This is a genomic window from Gordonia sp. (in: high G+C Gram-positive bacteria), assembly GCF_020438995.1.
In the GTDB taxonomy this organism is placed as follows: Bacteria; Actinomycetota; Actinomycetes; order Mycobacteriales; family Mycobacteriaceae; genus Gordonia.
The window spans coordinates 1-20,891 of record NZ_JAGQTN010000213.1 but is presented as its reverse complement, the minus strand read 5'-3'; the positions used below and the strand labels follow the sequence as shown (position 1 = coordinate 20,891).

18 protein-coding genes and 1 pseudogene are annotated in these 20,891 nt (G+C 66.0%); 7 read left to right on the top strand and 12 right to left on the bottom strand.

All coding sequences use genetic code 11. The features are described 5' to 3' along the window. The 3 genes and pseudogenes from KDB67_RS15455 to KDB67_RS15445 form a co-directional block, all read right to left on the bottom strand. A pseudogene (locus KDB67_RS15455) lies at positions 1–286 on the bottom strand (hypothetical protein); the annotation flags it as partial. Between the two features lie 4 nt (positions 287–290). Next, positions 291–1,961, bottom strand: a complete 1,671-nt coding sequence (locus tag KDB67_RS15450; RefSeq protein ID WP_291017349.1) for a serine/threonine-protein kinase — start codon at positions 1,959–1,961, stop codon at positions 291–293. A gap of 104 nt (positions 1,962–2,065) precedes the next feature. Further along, entirely contained in the window at positions 2,066–2,833 is a 768-nt protein-coding gene (locus KDB67_RS15445; RefSeq protein ID WP_291017347.1) for a TetR family transcriptional regulator, read from the bottom strand. Between the two features lie 221 nt (positions 2,834–3,054). Between KDB67_RS15445 and KDB67_RS15440 the strand changes: the two genes are divergently transcribed. The 4 genes from KDB67_RS15440 (at position 3,055) to KDB67_RS15425 (ending at position 6,381) form a co-directional block, all read left to right on the top strand. Beyond that, complete coding sequence (locus KDB67_RS15440) at positions 3,055–4,137, top strand: FAD-binding oxidoreductase (protein ID WP_291017345.1); 1,083 nt, start codon at positions 3,055–3,057, stop codon at positions 4,135–4,137. 36 nt (positions 4,138–4,173) lie between these two features. After that, positions 4,174–5,388, top strand: coding sequence for an acyl-CoA desaturase (locus tag KDB67_RS15435; RefSeq protein WP_291017343.1), 1,215 nt, complete (start codon positions 4,174–4,176; stop codon positions 5,386–5,388). 100 nt (positions 5,389–5,488) lie between these two features. After that, the gene (locus KDB67_RS15430; protein ID WP_291017341.1) at positions 5,489–5,851 is read left to right on the top strand and encodes a hypothetical protein; all 363 of its coding nucleotides are present in this window, start codon (positions 5,489–5,491) and stop codon (positions 5,849–5,851) included. A gap of 44 nt (positions 5,852–5,895) precedes the next feature. Next, complete coding sequence (locus tag KDB67_RS15425) at positions 5,896–6,381, top strand: DUF4395 domain-containing protein (protein WP_291017339.1); 486 nt, start codon at positions 5,896–5,898, stop codon at positions 6,379–6,381. A 148-nt stretch (positions 6,382–6,529) separates the two neighbouring features. On the opposite strand, the gene KDB67_RS15420 is transcribed toward KDB67_RS15425, so the two are convergent. From KDB67_RS15420 to KDB67_RS15400, 5 genes are all read right to left on the bottom strand, one after another. Continuing rightward, positions 6,530–7,501, bottom strand: coding sequence for a Ppx/GppA phosphatase family protein (locus KDB67_RS15420; RefSeq protein ID WP_291017337.1), 972 nt, complete (start codon positions 7,499–7,501; stop codon positions 6,530–6,532). After that, complete coding sequence (locus KDB67_RS15415; protein WP_291017335.1) at positions 7,494–8,000, bottom strand: DUF501 domain-containing protein; 507 nt, start codon at positions 7,998–8,000, stop codon at positions 7,494–7,496. Before KDB67_RS15415 ends, KDB67_RS15420 begins: the two co-directional genes overlap by 8 nt. Beyond that, the gene (locus KDB67_RS15410) at positions 7,997–8,779 is read right to left on the bottom strand and encodes a septum formation initiator family protein (RefSeq protein WP_291017333.1); all 783 of its coding nucleotides are present in this window, start codon (positions 8,777–8,779) and stop codon (positions 7,997–7,999) included. The genes KDB67_RS15415 and KDB67_RS15410 overlap by 4 nt, the downstream gene beginning before the upstream one ends. An 85-nt stretch (positions 8,780–8,864) precedes the next feature. Continuing rightward, positions 8,865–10,154, bottom strand: coding sequence for a phosphopyruvate hydratase (gene eno / locus KDB67_RS15405; protein ID WP_291017331.1), 1,290 nt, complete (start codon positions 10,152–10,154; stop codon positions 8,865–8,867). A gap of 146 nt (positions 10,155–10,300) precedes the next feature. Further along, the gene (locus KDB67_RS15400; protein WP_291017327.1) at positions 10,301–10,996 is read right to left on the bottom strand and encodes a lytic murein transglycosylase; all 696 of its coding nucleotides are present in this window, start codon (positions 10,994–10,996) and stop codon (positions 10,301–10,303) included. 325 nt (positions 10,997–11,321) lie between these two features. On the opposite strand from KDB67_RS15400, the gene efeU reads away from it, so the two are divergent. From efeU to efeB, 3 genes are all read left to right on the top strand, one after another. Continuing rightward, positions 11,322–12,251 carry an iron uptake transporter permease EfeU gene (gene efeU / locus KDB67_RS15395; protein ID WP_291017326.1) on the top strand — a complete coding sequence of 310 codons (930 nt, stop codon included), beginning with the start codon at positions 11,322–11,324 and terminating at the stop codon, positions 12,249–12,251. 9 nt (positions 12,252–12,260) lie between these two features. After that, positions 12,261–13,469: an iron uptake system protein EfeO gene (gene efeO, locus KDB67_RS15390; RefSeq protein ID WP_291017324.1), complete on the top strand. Its 1,209-nt coding sequence runs from the start codon at positions 12,261–12,263 to the stop codon at positions 13,467–13,469. Between the two features lie 112 nt (positions 13,470–13,581). Further along, positions 13,582–14,919, top strand: coding sequence for an iron uptake transporter deferrochelatase/peroxidase subunit (gene efeB, locus KDB67_RS15385; RefSeq protein ID WP_291017322.1), 1,338 nt, complete (start codon positions 13,582–13,584; stop codon positions 14,917–14,919). A 314-nt stretch (positions 14,920–15,233) separates the two neighbouring features. Here the strand turns inward: efeB and cysC are convergent, their stop codons facing one another. The 4 genes from cysC to KDB67_RS15365 form a co-directional block, all read right to left on the bottom strand. After that, a complete protein-coding gene (cysC, locus tag KDB67_RS15380) occupies positions 15,234–17,141 on the bottom strand; it encodes an adenylyl-sulfate kinase (RefSeq protein WP_291017320.1) in 1,908 nt (635 codons plus the stop codon). Then, entirely contained in the window at positions 17,141–18,109 is a 969-nt protein-coding gene (gene cysD, locus KDB67_RS15375) for a sulfate adenylyltransferase subunit CysD (protein ID WP_291017318.1), read from the bottom strand. Before cysD ends, cysC begins: the two co-directional genes overlap by 1 nt. Beyond that, positions 18,106–18,897 (bottom strand): Stf0 family sulfotransferase, encoded by a 792-nt coding sequence (locus tag KDB67_RS15370; protein WP_291017316.1) that lies wholly within the window; start codon positions 18,895–18,897, stop codon positions 18,106–18,108. Before KDB67_RS15370 ends, cysD begins: the two co-directional genes overlap by 4 nt. Positions 18,898–19,020: 123 nt before the next feature. Beyond that, positions 19,021–20,733: a sulfatase gene (locus KDB67_RS15365; protein WP_291017314.1), complete on the bottom strand. Its 1,713-nt coding sequence runs from the start codon at positions 20,731–20,733 to the stop codon at positions 19,021–19,023. Positions 20,734–20,891 lie beyond the last annotated feature (158 nt).

Genomic DNA, 20,891 nt, shown 5'->3' with positions numbered 1-20,891 from the left:
TCCCTACCGGGACGATCGCGACGCCGACCGGCTGACCGGCACGCCCGATCGCACCTTCGAGGGCGGACACCAGTAGGGTCCGGTGCGCCGAGGCTGATGACGTGGGCGTCCGCGACGGTACCGGGGCACCGACGGGCGTCGCGGTCACCGTTACCGTCGACGTCGTCACCGGCGGCGGCACGCCGTCACCACCGCCGCCGCACCCGGTCGTCGCCCCCGCCGTCATCATCAGCGCCGCGGCCGAGACCAACACGGCGCGACGACCCGGTCCGTGAAGAATTCGCATCCTCTCAGTAAATGTGAACGACGGCGTTGTTTCCGCCACGACACACCACGATCCCCCCTTCCGGGGCACAGGACATGCGGTAGGTGTCGCCGGTGATCGGACTGCTCGCGACGATCACCCGCGCCTGCCCCTTGGGACCGGCGGCCAGGTACGCGGCGCGGACGTTGACCGCGAACCCGCAGCTCGTGGGCGTGCCGGTCCCGACGCCGACATCGCTGTTGCACTGCGACGTATTGGGCGGCGGTCCGGGGTCCGTCGTTGTGGTCTGCACCTGCGTGTCCTGCGTGGGCGTCACGGTCGTGGTGACCAAGGCCGTCGACTTCCCTTCCTGTGAGCCGTCTCCGGAACCCTTGCTCAGCAACAGAAAACCGCCCACTGCGAGCAGACCGACGAGCGCCACGGCGATGATGCCGATGATCGGGATCAGCATATTGCGGTCACGTCCGCCACCGGACGGCCGATAGCCTTGCGGCCCTGTCCGATACGGACTCGCGGCGGGAACATAAGGTCCGGTGCCCTGCGGCCCGGTGCCGTATGGCGCGCCACCGTAGGGACCGGTCCCCTGCGATGCCGCGAACTGCTGGGACGGGCCGTAGGGGGTGGTGCCCGAGGCAGGCGCACCCGACCCGAAGCCCGCAGTGCCCGGACCCGCACCCGGTCCTGTTGGATACTTCTGCGCGCCAAACGGATTCGACCCGGGAGGAATCGTTGCGGAATAGCCGGGCCCCGAGTGATCGAGCCCCGAGTGATCCGGCCCCGACAGCGCGGCACCGCGGATCTGTGTCTGCTGGTACTGCTCGGCACCGTAGCCAGGTGGTGCCGCAACCGGCGGGGGCACCTGCCCCGGACCGGCGAGCGCGGCCCGGCACGCGTGAGCCAGGTCGCGGCCCGTGGCGTACCGGCGTGCCGGGGCTGTGGCCAGTCCCGTCTCGATGACGGTGTCGAAACTTGCCGGAACTCCCGCCTTGACGGTGCTGACCCGCGGCGGGGCGTCGAAAAGCGCGGCCCTGATCGCCGAACTGACAGTGCTCGCCGGATGCGGCACCCGCCCCGTCAGGCATTCGAAGAGCACGCACGTCAACGCGTAGATGTCACAGGCCGCCGTGATGGGGGTGTTCTCGAACATCTCCGGCGCCATGTAGGCCAGCGACCCGATCGCGCTACCGGCCTGGGTGAGCCGGGTGTCGTCACCGGCGTGCGCGATACCGAAGTCGACGAGATGGGCGAAGTCGTTGTCGGACAACAGGATATTTTCCGGCTTGACGTCGCGGTGCACCAGTCCGTCGCGATGGGCCGCGTCGAGCGCGGCGGCGACCTGCTCGACGATGGCGACCGCCCGCTCCGGGCTCAGTGCTCCCCCGTCCCGCAGCACGGCGCGCAGGTCCTTGCCGTCCACCAGGCGCATGTCGAGGTACAGCACGCCGTCGATCTCGCCCCAGTCGTGAATGGGGATGATGTGCGGCTCACCGAGGCGCGCCACCACCTGTGACTCGCGGCGGAATCGTTGCTGATAGGTCGGATCGGCGGCCTGGCCCTGCGACAGGATCTTCAGCGCGACGAAGCGGTCCTTGGCGGTGTCGTACGCGCGATACACCTCGCCCATACCGCCGCGGCCGATGAGTTCGTCGAGGCGATAGTGCCCGAACATGCTTCCCGCCCGATTCTGCCCAGTCATGCGCTCAGCATATTCACGGACTCGGACATTCGAGGCGTCAGCCGCAAAGCCCGTCCGGTTGATCGACGCCCAGGGGCGAATCCGACGCCTCTGTACCGCCGGCGTCAGTGATCACGCCGCGAACGCCACCGGTCCATGCCCAGGAACACCAGCACCAGTTGCCGTTCGACCCGGTCGATCACCTCGCGCTCCAGACCTCTGCCCCGATAGTCGCTGTCGAGGTACTCCGCGACCGAGGTCAGCATGATCGTCACGATCAGATCGGCGACCATTTCCAGATCTTCGGCGTCCCAGGCCGACAGATCCGGCAGCCGGGCCAGGTCGATCGCCAGTTCCTTGGCGAACAACCGGCGTTCGGTGTCGATGGCGCGCCGGACCTCGGTGACGCCACCGTGTTGTTCGCGGATCAGGAAGCGGAACGCCGATTCGTCCTCTCTGACCTGGTTGAACAGGATGTCGATCGACGTACGTACAGTGGGCAGCGCCTGCCGGGCGGCGAGGTCGCGACGACCGTCGCGCAAGGTGCGGCGCAGCACCCGCATCGAATCCTCGACGAGGGTGACGCCCAGGTCCTCCATCGACGCGAAATGCCGGTAGAACGCGGTGGGAACGATACCCGCGCCCCGCGCCACCTCACGCAGGCTGATGCTGGCGAAGCTGCGCTCGGACACCAGGTCGAGCGTGGTGTCGAGCAGCGCCTGACGCGTGCGGCTCTTGCGGTCGGCGCGACTCTCGGCGTCGGCGCGTTTGGGGTCGGCACGTGCGGCGCCTGCGCGCGTGGAAGCCGGGCGGGAGGTGCCGCCCCCGTCACCATCGCCCGATTCGGCACGCCGCCCACGCGATGTGCGGGTCGAGTTTCCGGTACGGGTCACGCAGTCGAGTCTAAGTCGTGCCGCGCGGCCACGACGACACCGCCCACGTCAAGCGCCTCCGGGTCGATCGGCGCATACACCACAGGGCGTGACAGCACTCACATCGGTTCGCACTTGACCACCACACCGGTACATGTGCCACACTCATTCGTGTACAGATGTTCACTCAAAAACGAGAACACGCCCATTCTCGCGAACACAGAACGAACGGAGAGCCCCCGATGAGTATTCGACTTCCCAAGCTTGTCGGTTCGATCGTGGAGGCCGCCCTCACACCGCATCCGGTGGACAGCTACCTCGAACTGGTCGACCCCAGCCTCACCTGGCGCGACGTGCGCGCCACGGTCGTCGGCGTCAGCCGCCCCACCGAGCGCACAGTGCGCCTCTCGCTCCGCCCGACCCGCCAGTGGAAAGGCCACAAAGCAGGCCAGTACCTGCAGCTCAGCGTCGTCATCGACGGAGTCCGGCACAGCCGCTGCTACTCGCCGGCCAACGCCTCGGCGGGTGCCTGGAGCCCCATCGAACTGACCATCACCGCCCACGACGACGGCTTCGTCTCCACCTACCTGCGGGACAACGCCCGCGAGGGAATGGTGCTCGGCGTCTCGCAGGCACAGGGCGAGTTCGTCCTACCGGCGCAGCTGACATCGGCGGTCTTCATCAGCGGCGGCAGCGGAGTTACACCTGTACTCTCAATGCTGCGTACACTGGTCGCCAAGAAGTTCACCGGACCCGTCACCTTCCTGCACTACGCCCGCACCCCCGCCGACGTGTCCTACCGAGCCGAGCTCGCCGCCCTGGCCGCCGCCAACGGCATCGACCTGCGGCTGTTCTACACCCGCGGCGACGCCGAAAACCCCGGTGAGCACTTCACCGCGGCCCACCTCGAGGACATCGACGGATTCGCCGACGCCGACCTGTTCGTCTGCGGCCCGCCCGCACTCATGGACGCGGTCACCGCGCACGTCACCGACGCCGGACTCACCAACAACGTCCATTCCGAGGCATTCGTGCTCGCCGCCCCGATCGCGGTCGACCCCAACGAACCCATCACCGGCGAACTGTCCTTCACCAAGGCCGGCAGCAACGCCACCAACGACGGACGCACCATCCTCGACCAGGCCGAATCCGCCGGCCTCAAACCCGCATCCGGCTGCCGGATGGGCATCTGCTTCTCCTGCACCGCGGTCAAGAAGACCGGCTGCACCCGCAACGTCCTCACCGGCGAACTCAACACCGAAGCCGACGCCCAGATCCAGATCTGCGTCAACGCCCCGGTCGGCGACGTCGACATCGAACTCTAGTAACTAAAACCCATCGATTTCACGGAGGTAGCCATCATGGCAACGCCCATCATTGCGTTCCGCAAGCCCAACTCATTCCGCAAGCCCGTCGCCGACACCGCTCCTGCCGACACCACGCCCGCCGGCGACGACCGCATCACTGAGATCAACCTGACCTTCGAGCAGGTCGAGGCACTCGGCCGCGAACTCGACGAACTACGGGCCCGCGTCGTCGCAGACCTCGGCCAGAAGGACCGCGACTACCTGTACAACATCGTCCGCGTGCAGCGCGGCCTCGAAGTCGGCGGCCGAGGCCTGCTGTACCTCGGCTTCCTGCCGCCCGCGTGGATCGCCGGCGTCGCCGCGCTGTCGGCGTCGAAGATCCTCGACAACATGGAAATCGGCCACAATGTGATGCACGGCCAGTACGACTGGATGCGCGAGGACAACTACAACTCGCGAGAATTCGAGTGGGACAACGTGTGCCCCGGCGACCAGTGGAAGCACAGCCACAACTACCTGCACCACACGTTCACCAACATCGTCGACATGGACCGCGACATCGGCTACGGCGTCCTGCGCATGTCCCGCGACCAGGATTGGAACCCCTACTACCTGGGCAACCTGGCCTACGCGACCGCGCTGATGCTGCTGTTCGAGTGGGGCGTCATGCTGCACGACCTCGAAGCCGACAACCTGATCGCAGGCAAGCGCAAGTGGTCCGACGTCAAGCATCTGGCCAAGGGCATGTGGCGCAAGGCCCGCAAGCAGGCACTCAAGGACTACATCGTGTTCCCGGTCCTGACCGGCCCGCTGTTCGTGTCCACCCTGCTCGGCAACGCCACCGCCAACATCGTGCGCAACATCTGGGCGTACTCGATCATCTTCTGCGGCCACTTCCCCACCGGCACGCAGACCTTCACCAAGGAGGAGTGCGAGAACGAGACCCGCGGCCAGTGGTACCTGCGGCAGATGCTGGGTTCGGCCAACATCGACGGCGGCACCCTGTTCCACATCATGAGCGGCAACCTGAGCCACCAGATCGAACACCACCTGTTCCCCGACATCCCCGCCAGCCGGTACCCGGCGATGGCCGTCGAGGTCCGGGAGATCTGCGAACGCTACGGTCTGCCCTACAACACCGGCTCGTTCCGGCATCAGCTGTGGTCGACCTGGACCAAGATCGCCAAGCTGTCGATGCCCAACTCCTGGACCCGCGACGACGACGACATCGTCGTCAACATCGAACGCAAGAAGGAAGCCGCAGCCTGATCGGTTGCGCCACGCTCACAACCGCCCTCCACCGCACCTGCTCGACGCGGTGGAGGGCGGTATCGTCGTGACACCGGCATCATCGAAGAGAGGGACTCACATGGTCGACCGCCTCGAACGCAACAAGGACATGATCCAGGAACTGGTCGAATCCACCGCCGTCCACGTGGGCTCGATCACCACCATCATCACCAAGGCCGTCGCCGACGTCGCCAGGGAGGTCGGCGACATCATCACCGACGGCTTCGAGATGCGTGAGGCCGCGAAACTGGCCAAACAGGACGAGTCGCGCCGCGTTGTCGACGCCGACGACCCCGAACTCGACGACTACACCGATGTCCCCGGTACCGACGCCGCGGACGCCGCGCTGACCGAGGATCCCCTCGAGGTACCCACCCTCGACGCCGAGATCGTCGACCCGCCCGCCCTCGACGTATCGCCCGAGCAGCAACAATCACGCTGACCACAACGCTGTTGTTCCTGCGCCGCCCCGGCTAGTCTCACCCGGTGGCGTCCTCCGTGTTCACCTTCCCCAACCCGGTCAACGACTACGCGGCCCGCTCCACAGCGGGACTGGTCGTGGTGCTGGCCGTGGTCACCATCATCGTCGATCATCCGGTGCTGTACGCGGTGCTCGCCCTGGGCTTCGCGTTGCGCGTAATGTCCGGGCCCACGCTGTCGCCGTTCGGCCAGCTGTCGGTGCGGTTCATCGTGCCCAAGATCTGGCGCAAGACCAAGCTGGTGCCGGGCCCGCCGAAACGATTCGCCCAAACCATCGGACTCGTCCTCACCACGGTCGCGCTGATCCTGAGTCTGGCCGGTGCGGGTGTCGCCGCCCAGATCACCGTCGGCCTCGTCGTGGTCGCGGCCACGCTCGAAGCTGTTCTCGGCTTCTGCCTCGGCTGCACGATCTTCGGCTTCCTGCAGCAGCGCGGCGTTATCCCCGAGTCGGTGTGCGAGGCCTGCAACAACATCAACCTGCGAACGGCGTGACGCGACCGGCCATCGTGATCCCTGAAGGCCGAAGTGAGGTAAGAGCGAGGGTCTCGAAGGGTCCGTTGACCTTCCGACACCTCACCGGAGCACCTCGGAACGAGCGGGTTCGAGACACGGTCGGCTCGCAAGCTCGCCCGACAGCTCCTCAGGGATCAAGAAGGGGCAACCGACCGAGGGCGATGCCGTCGAGGATGTCGTGTTCGCTGACCACGAGTTCGGTGATCCCCGCACGCCCGGAAAACTCCCGCGCCAGTTGCATGGTGACCAGCGAACCGCCGCCGATGACGTCGACGCGGCCCGGATGCATCGGGCCGAGTTCGGCGCGATCAGCCCTCGTCATCGCGATCAGCCGCTCGCATACGGAGTTCAGGTCGGGCAGCGAGATACGGGACAGGTGGATTACGTCGGAATCGTATTCGGGCAATCCCATCCCGATAGCCGACAGCGTGGTCATGGTGCCGGCCACCCCCACCCAGGTCCGCGCCTGTTCGACGGGAACCGCGGCAAATGCCTGAGCCAGCCTCTCCGACGCGAATTCTGTTGCGGCAACTAGCTCTTCGGCCGTGGGTGGGTCCGAGTACAGAGCACGTTCGGTGAGCCGGACGCAACCGATGTCGGCCGAGTAGGCCGCCCGCACGCCATCGGCGTCGCCGAGCACCACCTCCGTGGAGCCGCCACCGAGATCGGTGACCACGAAAGGTCCCGCAGCCGGATCCAACTCGCCGACGGCCCCACGGAACGACAGCCTCGCCTCCTCGTCGCCGGTGATCACCTCGGCCACCGCACCCGGCACCACCCGGCCCAGCAATCGCGCCGTCATCGCGAAGAAGTCGTCACGGTTGGCCGCGTCTCGGGTCGCCGATGTGGCCACCATCCGGACCCGTTGCACGCCTTGGGAAATCATCACCTCGACGTAGTCGGCGAGCGCGACGCGGGTACGTTCGATCGCTTCGTCGAGGAATCTGCCGGTCGCGTCGACACCCTCGCCGAGACGCACCACCCGCATCTCGCGGTGCAGGTCGATAAGACGACCGGACTCGTCGGGCCGCGCCACGAGCAAGCGGATCGAATTGGTACCGCAATCCACGGCCCCGACGATCGCGGACCGCTCAGTCATCGGTGATACCCGGCCAGTCGGCGGGAATCGCGGTGCCCGACAAGCCGTTCCGGCCGGCCAAAGCCACCGCCTCGTCGCCGAAAGGATTCAGCCCCGGCCCCTTCGCCAGCGAATGAGCGATGAGCACGTGCAGGCATTTGACGCGGTCGGGCATGCCGCCACCGGAAAAGTCGGTGCCGAGGGATTCGATGGCGTCACGCTCGGCCAGGAACGATTCGTGCGCGCGGCGGTATGCCGCGGCAACCTCCGGCTCGGCTTCCAGGCGCGCGGTCATATCCCGCATCACCCCCGCCGATTCGAGGCGGCTCGCTTCGGCAGTCAGCCGCGGATCGGTCAGGTAGTACAGCGTCGGAAACGGGGTGCCGTCGGGTAGCCGGGGCGCGGTCTTGACCACCGCAGGAACACCATCGGGGGTGTAGTAGGCGATCTCGATGACACCTCGCGGTTCACGGCCGAGCTGACGTGCGACGACGTCCAGGTCGGCCTGCGATGCGCTCACTTCTTCGGCGGTGTGGCCACCGCTTGCCAGAGATTGGAGTACCACGGGTTGTCGGCATGTTCGGCGGCCTTGCGTTCGGCGGCCTTCCGGGCATCATCGCCCGGGTACATCATCACCACGGCCTTCTCTCCCGGATACACAAAATGCAGACGCTCCCGGGCCTGCGCTTCGATGTAGGCGGGATCGTTCTGCTCGTTGATCTTCTGCTCATAGTAGGCGATCTGTTTGCGCAGCTCCGAGTTCGATGCCGACAGCCGCGCGAACTCGGACCGGTCGGACATCGAATTGCGCAGCGGCGCGGACAACGTGAGTGCCACCGCGATCGCGGCGACGATCACAATCATCGCCATACCGATCGTCCGATTGGACCACCGATTCGTCAGCCCGGCCAGCCGGTCCACCACGCTATGTTTGCGCCCCGACGCCGCAGACCTCGACCTCCGGCTCGACCCGCGGCCCCGCGACGACTTCGCCGAGCCGGACGTCTTCGGCGCCCTGGTCTTGGTCCCACCTGCGTCTGCTCCCCCGGCCTTCACACCGGACGAGCCGTCGGGTTCCGTGCCGTCCGAGTCCTCGTCCGAGTCGCCCGGCTCAGCGGCTGTCCGGGTACCCCGGTCCAGCGGCGCGAGACGAGAGCGTCCGGTGCCGCGCGGCGGCGGATAGTCGCCGGACTGGTTGAACACTTCGGTGAGATCGTGCTCGCCGGAATCGGTGAGTTCGTCGACGTCGAACGGTATGGCCGAGCGCCGCTCGGTGACCGACGCCGACGGACGCGACACCGACGGACGCGAACGGGCGGACCGTCGCGCCCGCGTGGCACGCCGATCCGCCCGTCTGCCCTCTGATGCCATAGGGCCTAGCTAATCATGAACCTGCCGAAAACCGGGGGAAGGCAGCGTCACCGGCGTAGCGTGCCGCATCGCCCAGACCCTCCTCGATGCGCAGCAGCTGGTTGTACTTGGCGACGCGCTCGCTGCGGGCGGGGGCACCGGTCTTGATCTGGCCGCTGCCCACGGCGACGGCGAGATCGGCGATGGTGGTGTCCTCGGTCTCGCCCGAGCGGTGACTCATCATCGTCTTGTAGTTGGAGAAGTGGGCCAGCTCCACCGCATCGAGAGTCTCGGTGAGGGTGCCGATCTGGTTGACCTTCACCAGCAGCGCGTTGGCAATGCCCTTCTCGATGCCCAGGGCGAGGCGTTCGGGGTTGGTGACGAACAGGTCGTCGCCCACCAGCTGCACCTTGTCGCCGATGGCTGCGGTGAGGTTGGCCCAGCCGTCCCAGTCGTCCTCGGCGAAGGCGTCCTCGATCGAGACGATCGGGAAGTCGGCGACGAGCTTCTCGTAGTACGGGACGAGATCGTCGCTGGAGAGCTTCTTGCCTTCCAGGGAGTACACGCCGTCGGCGAAGAATTCGGTGGACGCGGCGTCGAGGGCGATCGCGATGTCGGTGCCGAACTTGAATCCGGCCTTCGCGACGGCCTCGCCGATGACGGCGATCGCGGCGTCGGTGCCCGGCAGGTCGGGGGCGAAACCACCCTCGTCACCGAGTGCGGTGTTCAGGCCCTGCTTGTGCAGCACCGACTTGAGCGCGTGGTACACCTCGGCGCCCCACTGCAGCGATTCCTTGAAGGTGCTCGCGCCGATCGGGGCGATCATGAACTCCTGGAAGTCGATGCCGTTGTCGGCGTGCTCGCCACCGTTGATGATGTTCATCATCGGCACCGGCAGGATCCGGGCGTTGGGACCGCCGACGTAGCGGTACAGCTCCAGGTCGGCCGACTGCGCGGCCGCCTTCGCCACGGCCAGCGACACACCCAGGATCGCGTTCGCACCGAGCCGGCCCTTGTCGGGGGTGCCGTCGGTGTCGATGAGCACCTGGTCGACCAGACGCTGTTCGGTCGCGTCCAGTCCGGCACCCACTACCGCGGGCCCGAGATCGTCGAGCACGCCGCGGACCGCCTTGGTCACGCCCTTGCCGTTGTACCGGCTACCGCCGTCACGCAGTTCGACGGCCTCGTGCTCGCCGGTCGAGGCACCCGAAGGAACCGCCGCGCGGGTGAGCGTGCCGTCGTCGAGAAGAACCTCGACCTCGACGGTCGGGTTGCCACGCGAGTCCAGAATCTCGCGCGCGCCTACCTGATCGATGATTGCCACAGTCACGCCCCTATCGGTGAACTAAATGCCGGCACGCTCGACGTACCGGCGCGGGATGTCCAAAAGCCTAGTTGACGACGCCGGTAGCCGGGCACCGACACGGTCGCGGGCCGGTGAGCGCTGCGGACCTGATGGTGTGCGCGTGGTCAGTACCTCACGTTGATCGAGTAGGCGTTCGCGTGGTCGCGGACGTCGAGCACGTACTGCCGGGAGTTGTTGTAGACGCGGACCGCGCGCTCCCAGCCTTCCGGGGTGGTCATGTCCCCGTGCGCGGAAACGCACAGGTAGCGGGCCGCCGACAGCGCCGCGTCGTCGAGGTTGTCGGGGCTCGCCTTCCCGTCGCCGTTCGCGTCGACGCCGTAGCGCTGCCAGGTCTCGGGGATGAACTGAAACGGACCCATCGCCCTGTCGTAGGTCGCGTCGCCGTCGAGTCGGCCGCCGTCGGTGTCGGTGATCTTCAGGTTTCCGCGCGTCCCGTCGAGCGCGACCCCACGGATATGGGGTGAGGTGTCACCGTCGGCGGCGATCCTGGCGCCCCGATGGCGACCGTGTTTGCTCTCGACGGCCGCGATCCCGGCCAGGGTGGTCCAGCCGATCCCGCATTCGGGATGTTGCTGGCGCTGGATCTCGGCTGCGTTCCCATACGCGGTCAGCGCGGTGGCCGGGATCCGGGTGGATTTCGCGATCGGCGCGGCCCAGTCGGCGAGCAGGTCCGCGGTTCGCCCCGGGGCGTTGATGTCGATGTACGGCTGAGGAGTTCCCACGCCGGGCGGCTCGCTGTCGGGTATGTCGGGCCGCGACGGGAGACTCAGGCACGCGGTCGTTCCCAGAGCCACTGCCATCACGACCAGGATCGCGGCGGTCACCGCCGCGGGTGAGCGGCCGGCTGGCCGAACTGAGGACACCCTTAGAAACACCCACGGATTCCTCCGGCTTTCGGCTACCTTCTTCACTCATGACCCCCACTTCACCCATCGCAGCACCCGGAACGTGATCCCGGTGGGCGTGAATACCCATCCGGGTGCGCCCAAAGTCCTTATCGTCAGTTCAACTCCCGGGTCCCCCCTTCCGGTTCCCGACCGCCGAGGATTACCGTAGGCGTGGTTAGCCTCACCGAATCCAACCGTCTCCGGGTCGCAACGGTGGTGCGCACAGCAAAGGACCAGCATGAACCTGCTTCTCGCGGATGGGCCCTCGGTCGGCTCGCAACTGTTCGGCAGCGCCCTCATCGGAGTTCGCGAAGGTCTCGAAACGGGCATTGTCGTCATGGTCCTCATCGCATTCCTGATCAAATCGGACCGTCGGGACGCATTGAAATGGGTGTGGGCCGGGGTCGCCCTCGCGGTGGCGATGACCCTCGGTGCGTTTCTGATCATTCATCTGGGTACTTCGACGATCAGCAATTTGACCGCCGAATTGATCGCCGGAATCGCTTCGCTGGTCGCCGTGGTGATCGTGACCACGATGATTCTGTGGATGAGCAAGGCCTCGGTGCACATTTCCTCGGACCTGAAATCGGGAATGACCGACGCACTGGTGCGCGGCGGTCCGGCGGTGATGGGTCTGGCCTTCCTCGCCGTGGGCCGGGAAGGCTTCGAGACCGCGTTGCTGATGGTGGGCTACGCCGAAAGTGTGTCGGGCGGGCTGTGGCCACTGATCGGGCTGGTCCTCGGGGTCCTGATCGCCATCGCCCTCACGGTGCTCATCTACCGCGGTGCCATCCATCTCGACTTTCACAAGTTCTTCTTCTACACCGGGCTTTTCCTCATCCTGGTCGCCGCGGGAATCCTGTCGTACGGGGTGCGGGCCCTGCAAACCTATGGATGGCTGCCCGGGATCGATTCGATGGCGTTCGATTTCTCCGCACACTACGACCAGTCCTCGTGGTACGGAACACTTCTGGCCGGAATCTTCAACTTCCGGCCAGATCCCACCGTGTTACAGGTGATCGCGTGGTCGGTGTATCTGGTCGTGGTGCTCGTATTGTTCGTGCGAGCCAATCGACGCCCAGCGGCCAAGCACGCACCCGCGGGCAGCACCTCCCCCGACTCTGATCCCCCGTCACAAGCCCCGGCCGCATCCGGTGCCGGTATCTGAAAGGAATCCATGGTGATTCAACGCATTGCCAAACCCGCCGCGTTCATCTCGCTCGCGGTGGCCACCCCCCTGATCCTCGCCGGATGTACCGACAAAGCCGACGAGGACGCCATCAAGGTCACCTCAACCAAGACCGAATGTGACCTCGACAGCACCGAGGCGCAGACCGGAGACGTCGACTTCTCCGTCACCAACAACGGCACCAAGGTGACCGAGTTCTACGTGTACGGCAACAACAACCGGGTTCTCGGCGAGGTCGAGAACATCGGCCCCGGCGTCACCGGCAATCTGACCGTCGAGATCACCGACCCGGGCACCTACACCGTCGCCTGCAAACCGGGCATGGTGGGCTCGGGCATCCGCAAGGAACTCAAGGTCACCGGCGACAAGAAGGAGAAGTCGCAGGCACCGGCCGACGTCAACGCCGCCCGCGAACGGTACTTGGACTACGTGCGCGGCCAGCTCGACGGCCTCGTCGCACAGGTCACCGACTTCACCAACAAGGTCAAGAGCGGCGACCAGGACGGCGCCCGCGCCATGTTCGGCCAGGTGCGCACCTTCTACGAGCGCATCGAGCCGGTCGCCGAGTCGTTCCCCGACCTCGACCCCAAGATCGACATGCGCTGGGACGACACCGAGGGCGGCAAGACCGAGTTCACCGGCTTCCACCGCATCGAACGTTTCCTGTGGCCCCCGCAGGCCGCGGAGATCGGTGACAAGCCCGGCCAGATCTCGCCCGACGACGCCGCCGACGCCAAGGCCAAGGACAACGCGGAGGCGATCGCCGCGATCGCCGACGGCCTGCTCAAAGACGTCACCGCCCTCAAGGACGAACTCGGCAAGTCCGACTTCAGCTTCGAGACCCGTATGTTCGTCGCGGGCCCGCAGGCACTGATCGACGAGGTCGCCGCCACCAAGGTCGACGGCGAAGAGGACCGCTACTCGCACACCGACCTGTGGGACTTCGCCGCCAACGTCGACGGCTCGGAGACGCTGATCGCCGAACTACAGCCGATCATCGCCGGCAAGGACCAGGCGCTCATGGACAAGATCACCGAGCAGTTCAACGGTCTGCGCGCCACGCTCGACAAGTTCCGCGAAGGCGACGGCTACGTCACATACACCAAGGTGACCGCCGAGCAACGCAAGGAATTCTCCAACCAGATCGACGCGCTGTCGGCGTCGCTGTCGAAGGTGCCCGGTCTCGTTCTCAACTAGTAGTCCGACAATCAGTAGTCCGACACCGCGGAGTGTCGCTGTCATCCGGGTGTGACAGCGACACTCCGCATCGGTCGTCACCAGCCCGGTGCGCAGCAACTCAGGAGAAGCCATGACCGACGACCAGTCCTCACCGCCGGAGGTGCCGGAGGCGAAAGCACCCGAGGGCGGCCACCGGGGTAACGGTGTGTCGCGCCGCAAGGTGATCGCGGGTGCGGGCGTCGGTGTGGCCGCAGTCGCCGCGACCGGATTCGCCGTCGGCCGGACCACTGCCCCCGACGACGGTCCGTCGGGCGATCAGGTCGTCCCGTTCCGCGGGCAGCATCAGGCGGGCATAATCACCGCAGCCCAGGACCGGCTGCATTTCGCGAGCTTTGATGTCATCACCGACAAACGCGACGAACTCGTCGCCATGCTCAAGGGATGGACCGCGGCGGCCGAACGGCTCACCCACGGAGACGAGACCACGCCCGGCGGCGCGGTCGGCCTCGGCGATTACACTCCCCCGTCCGACACCGGTGAGGCACTCGGTCTCACGTCGGCACATCTGACCCTGACGATCGGCTTCGGGCCGAGCCTGTTCGGGCCGACGTCGGTGAATCCCAAGCAGCGCGACCGATTCGGGCTCGCTGCCCGCAAACCCACCGGGTTCGACGAACTCCCGATGTTCGCCGCGGAGAAGATCGAGACCTCACGCTCCTACGGCGACATCTGCGTTCAGGCGTGCGCCGACGACCCTCAGGTGGCGGTCCACGCCATCCGCAACCTCGCCCGGATCGGGATGGGTGTGGTGGCGGTGCGCTGGTCGCAGCTCGGCTTCGGCCGCACCGCGTCGACCTCGACTTCGCAGGCCACTCCGCGAAACCTGTTCGGGTTCAAGGACGGAACCAACAACCTGCACGCCGAGGAACCCGAACTGCTCGACAAATGGGTGTGGGTCGACAAGGCTGACAATCCGCCTGCCGCACAGTGGATGACCGGTGGAACCTACCTGGTGGCCCGCCGCATCCGCATGGACATCGAGCCGTGGGACCGGGCCAATCTGCTCGAACAAGAACAGATCGTCGGACGCCTCAAGGGCAACGGCGCACCGCTGGGCCAGCACAAGGAATTCGACGAACCCGACTTCGACATCACCTCGTACGGTGTCCCGTTGATTCCCAAGGATGCTCACGTGCGGCTGGCGCACGAGAAACACATCGGCGTGCGGCTGCTGCGCCGCGGTTACAACTTCACCGACGGCTCGGACGGCTTCGGCCACCTCGACGCAGGCCTGTTCTTTATCGCGTTCAACCGCAACACCGCCAAGCAGTTCGTCCCGATGCAGCAAGAGCTGTCCCGCAAGGACGCGATGACCGAATACCTGATCCCCAACGCCTCAGCCACATTCGCCATCCCGCCCGGCTTGGGCAAGGACGAATACTGGGGCCAGCGTCTTTTCGAGGGCTGACCCAGGAGCCTCAACTCACCGGCCCCTTCGAGACGCGTCGGCTCGCAAGCTCGCGCGACGCCCTCAGGGATCAAGAAGGCCAACCGCCCCCAGGTCAAAGCAACCAACCCCCTTGACCAGGATCAAGACGGCCGACCGGCCTCACCACACCGAAGCGACAATCGTCTCGAACCCCGAGGCCAAAGCAACCAAACTTCTTGATCCCCGAGACCGAAGGGACCAATCTTCTTGATCCCTGAGGCCGAAGCGACGAAGGAGCGAGGGTCGCGAAGGGTCCGGTGACCTTTCGACACCTGACGCCACCCCCTCGAACCCTAACCCCCGTCGAGGATTCCCCGTTCCGTCAACGCACCGACGATCCGTTGAGCGAGGTCGTTGATGTCGGCGCCGGTGGTGTCGAATCTCAGGTCCGGATTCTCTGGCTTCTCGTACGGAGCGTCGACGCCGGTCAGACCGCGCAACGTCCCCTCGCGAGCACGTTTGTAGAGCCCCTTGGGATCTCGGCGTTCGCATTCGGAAACCGGTGTCGCCACATGCACTTCCACGAAGTCGAGGTCGGCGGCGTCATGGAGTTCGCGCGCGATCTCCCGGTCCGACCGCAGCGGCGAAACGAGCGAGGCGATCGCGATCACCCCGGAGTCGGCGAACAGTCGCGCCAGATGTCCTACGCGCCTGATGTTCTCGGCGCGGTCACCGGGTGAGAAGCCGAGGTCGTCGGAGATGCCGTGACGGATATTGTCACCGTCGAGCAGATACGCGACCCGGCCTTGCGTGACCAGGAGCCTCTCCAGCGCGACCGCCAGCGTGGATTTGCCGGAGGCCGGCAGCCCCGTGAGCCATACCGTGGCTCCGCGCTGACCGGTCTTGCGCCACCGTTCATTCCGGGCCAGCGAACTCGGGTGCCATTTGATGTCGTTGCGAGTTGCCTTACCGGGCACCACCTCCCGCGCGTCCTTGATGGTCCCCGCGGCCACCGTCTCATTCGACGCCTCGTCGATGAGGACGAATGCGCCGCCGTCGCGGTTCTCGGAGTACTTGTCCGCCAGCACCACCGACGACGTACGCAAGGTGACGGTGCCGATGTCGTTGAGTTCCAGCGAACTCGGGCCCACCTGCTCGATGAGGCTGTCCGGATCCAGGCGCCGGTCGAGTGACTGTACCGTGGCTCGCACCGTCGTCGTACCGTGTTTGAGTGCCACGCGGTCTCCGGCGTGCAGCGGCTTCTCGGCCAGCCAGCACACCGTGGCCTCCAGTTCACGGGCCACGACCGGCAGGTGTGCGTCCTCGGCGGCACTGACGATCACGTCACCGCGACCCACATCGATGTCGTCGGCGAGTTGCACCGACACCGACAGTCCCGCAACGCCTGTCGTGCGCGCGGCGTCGAGCGTGTCGAGCGCGGTGACGATACTGCGGCTACCGGACGGCAGGACCGCGATCTCGTCGCCCACCGCAATGGTGCCGGCGACGACGCGGCCGCTGTAGACACGCCGATGCGCAGCGCTGGGTCGCGACGCGTACTGCACCGGCAGCCGCAATTCCCGGGCCTGCGGCGACGGAGCCGAAAGTTCTATGCTTTCAAGGAATTCCAGTAGCGTCGGACCGGTGTACCAGGATGTCGACGGCGAACGGTGCACCACATTGTCGCCGCGGCGGGCAGCGACCGGTATCGCGGTGATCTCGTCGATGCCTACTTGCAGCGCCAACTCGTCCAGATCCGCCTTCACCGCGGCGAACCGTTCTCCGGAGAAATCCACCAGATCGATCTTGTTGACCGCGGCCACCACATGCTTGATGCCGACGAGCGAGGCGATCCGCGCATGCCTGCGGGTCTGTCGCTGCAGACCGTGCTGGGCGTCGACAAGCACCACCGCCACATGGGCATTCGATGCCCCGGTGAACGTATTGCGGGTGTACCGCTCGTGGCCGGGGGTGTCGGCGAGTACGTAGCTGCGGGTGTCAGTGGAGAAGAACCGGTACGCGACGTCGATGGTGATGCCCTGTTCGCGTTCGGCCCGCAATCCGTCCGAGAGGGCGGCCAGGTCGAGTTGCCCGTCGTCACCGGTCACCGACTCGATGTGGTCGGTGGGCAGAGAGCCGGTGTCGTGCAGGATCCGGCCGATCAGGGTGGATTTGCCGTCGTCGACGCTGCCGACCGTCGCCAGCCGCAGGAACTGCCGGTTGGCCGCCGGATGCGGAACGGGCTGATCTGTCACGGTCATCAGAAGTATCCTTCGCGTTTACGGTCTTCCATTGCGGCACTGGAGGTTCGGTCGTCGGCCCGGGTTTCACCGCGTTCGGAGACCGTCGCCTCGGATACCTCGGCGATGATCTCGGGCAGGGTGGTTGCGGTGGAGCGGACCGCGCCGGTTATGGTCAGGTCGCCGACGGTGCGGTAGCGCACCCATTCGTTGTTCACGGTCTCCCCCGGCCGCGGATGAGTGAACGGCGAGACAGTCAGCAGAATCCCGTCGCGTTCGAAGACATCACGCTGCGAGGCGAAGTAGATCGGCGGCAGATCGATGTTCTCCAGTTCGATGTAGCGCCAGATGTCGAGCTCGGTCCAGTTCGACAGCGGGAACACCCGCACCGATTCGCCCTGCCGGATTCGGCCGTTGTAGATCGACCACGGCTCGGGACGCTGTGCGCGCGGATCCCACTGCCCGAATTCGTCACGGAAACTGAACACCCGCTCCTTGGCGCGGGCCCGGTCCTCGTCGCGGCGAGCACCGCCGAAAGCCGCGTCGAAACCGTACTTTTCGAGGGCGTCGAGCAGGGTGCGGGTCTGCAGCCTGTTCCGCGAACCCGACGGATCGGTGGACTCGGCGACGCGACCGGTGTCGATGGATTCCTGCACCGACGCGATGATCAGCCGGATACCGTCCGGTCGCGCCGTGGTCGGGGTGACCCGTTTGTCACGGAACGCGATCACCTCGCTGAAATTGTGGCCGGTGTCCACATGCAGGATCGGGAACGGCAGTGGGTGCGGCCGGAAAGCCTTCTCCGCCAGGTGCAGCAGCACGATCGAGTCCTTGCCGCCGGAGAACAGCAGTACGGGACGTTCGAGTTCGGCCACCACCTCGCGAATGATGTGCACCGCCTCGGCCTCCAGAACCCGCAGTGCGGGAACGTGTTCGACGTCCTCGGCGAGGGCGGGCTCGGGTACGGACGGGGCGGTCTCGACGGTCATAGCGGGTATCCGTTTCGTTCGGCGTCGGCTCGGTAGCGCGTGACCCATTCCTTGGAACGCGCATTGGACTGAGGTTTGAGCGGTGCCGGCGGGGCGAGTGCCGGATCAAGGTTCAGCGCCTGCAACACCTGCGCGGTGGTTCCGGTGGGATCCTTGGTGAGTTGCCCGAACTCGATATCGATCACCGGGATGTCCTCGGCCGCAAACCATTCCCGCCAACGGCGTTCCTGGTCGGCGAGGATACGGGCCAGGTGGGCGACGCCCTCGGCGTTGTAGACGGCCTTGTCATCGAGGTGGGAGTTGCCGTCGTCGCGCCATACCCGCGTCTGCACGGCCCGCCACATCGACACCGCCTGGCTCGCCAGGTTGTCGCGGTGCACGTGCACGAACAGCGGGTCGGTGCCGCCGAACAGCCACCGGATCGCGCCCCGCAGCGATCCGTCACCCACGCGGGATCGTCCGACCAGCAGTGGCGTCTGATTCCACATCAGTTTGCCGCCCCACACGCCGTTGCCGGTGGCACCGGCTGCCAGTACGGCGGCCCGCCACTGCTCGCTGGTGCGGGTATCGACTGTGCCCGGCACGTTCTCGTCGAGGAGCCCGATGATGTCCGGGTCGTCGACACCGGCGAACCACTCACGGGGCTGCGGTGACAGCGACGACGTCGGGAAGTACTGGAAGAACTCCTGGGGGCTGCCGGCAACACCGGTCGCGGCAAGGGATTCCACCAGCAGCGTGCTGCCGCTGCGCTGGCTCGCGCACACCAGGTACGCATTGTTCGCGTTCACAGCGCCGAAGCCTATTGCTCTGGAACAGACTCGCAACCACCGAAATTGCGCGCCTGCGGAACCTAATTCTTTACAATCACCGCTCCATGTGCTGTGCGGACGAACAGTCTCGTGATCCGTCGGTCAACGGGCCCTCACCGAATCGTGATCACGCCGCGCCGACGACGACGGTTCGGTGGTGATCTCACCGTCGAGTTCGCGGCGCGAACCGAGCGGACGGCGGGACGGCAAAGCCTCCTCACCTGGTTCTTTATCCACCGAGCGGGCCATCCACGCGCGCATGAACTCGGCGGCGATCTCGGTGCCCACCGCGGTCCCGGGCAACGTGTCACCGGTCCGCGAACGCCACTGCGCGAGTCTTCCGGCCAGTTCTGCTTCGATGTCGGCGTAGGCAGGATTGCCGGCGAGGTTGTTTCGCTCACGCGGATCGAAACGCAGGTCGTACAGTTCGCGTTGCGCGCGGGGAACAATTGTGGATTGCGGGTCCAGCGACCGAGCCGACTGACTGTCGGCGATATCGAGCGGCAACAACAATTGCGGACGCGGCGCCAGGTTCTCAATATAGCTGTATTCCTTGGTCCGGATCGCCCTGATCGGATCGAACGCGTCGTGATAGGTCTTCTCGGTGAAGACCGCGGTGCGGATCGGGGTGGGCGCGTCAGGATTCTCGTCTCGCCGGACCCTTCGAGACGCTCGCTCCTGCGTCGCATCGCCCTCAGGGATCAAGATGTCTCCACCGTCTCGCCCGCGTGCTGGTTGAGGTGTGACGTCGCCCCGCGACCGAGCCTCGAAACCTGGTGAGACGACATTGTCCGCTCGCGAGGTTTCGAGGCTCGTCGCTTGCGCTCGTCGTACTTCAACCGACAAAGGAGGCACATCAACCGACAAGGAGGGCACATCAACCGACAACGCCGAGGGTTTCAGCAATTCGGTTGCGTGGGAGAGACCGTCGACGTCGGCGGGGATGGGGAGACCGAGCAGGTCGAGAAGCGTCGGGGTGAGGTCGACTCCGGAGAACAGGCCGTCGTAGACGCTGCCAGGATGTCCGAAGCTACGCGGAGGGCGGATGATGAACGAGATTCCGGTGCCCTCGGCGTACAGCGTCGACTTGGCGCGGGGAAAGGCAAGACCATGGTCGGTGGCGAATACGATCCACGTGTTGTCGGCAAGGCCCGCATTGTCCACGGATTCGAGCAGACGCCCCACTGCCGCATCGGCTTTGGCGATGGAGCCGTGCAGCCCGGCGAGATCCGAACGCACGTCTGCGGTGTCGGGCAGAAAGTCCGGTACGCCGATGGCATCGGGATCGGCGTGCGAGTACTCGTCCTCCGGGTAGGGCCGATGCGTTTCAAAGAATCCCGCCGTGAGGAAGAACGGCTGATCGCCGACGCCCACCTCGTCGATCCATTCGGCGGCGCGCTCGACGACATAGTCGCATCGCGAATCGGAAACGTCGATGGTGTCGAACCCAAGGCTGGTCGGGTCGGTACTTTCGTGCTGCATACCGAACAGCACCGTCCGGTATCCGTGATCGGACAACCGCGATGGCAACGTCCGCACGCCCGGCCGGTAGGCGAACCCATGGTGGGCGAGGCCGACAAGCCCGTTACGGTGCGGATATTGCCCGGTGAACAGCGAACCCCGCGCCGGTGAGCACAGCGGCGCCGTCGCGTGTGCCGCCGTCAGCAGTATCCCGTCGGCGGCCAGCTGATCAAGTACCGGACTCTCGACCCCGACGGCGCCGTAACATGTCAGATGCCGACCGAGATCGTGCCAGTGCACGAAGATCACATTCGCCGCACCGCGTCCGCCATTCACCTGAGTGTTGTTCGCCATATACGCCATGATGCCCGGACAGACGCCATCCCACGCACCCTGAACGATCCCAGGAACGCCACAATCGCACACCACACCCAAGAATCAGGATGATCGAAAGTACCGCAGGTTCCTGCTGAACAACCTCGAGAGCGTCACCCAGCACGCCCCTTGACCCC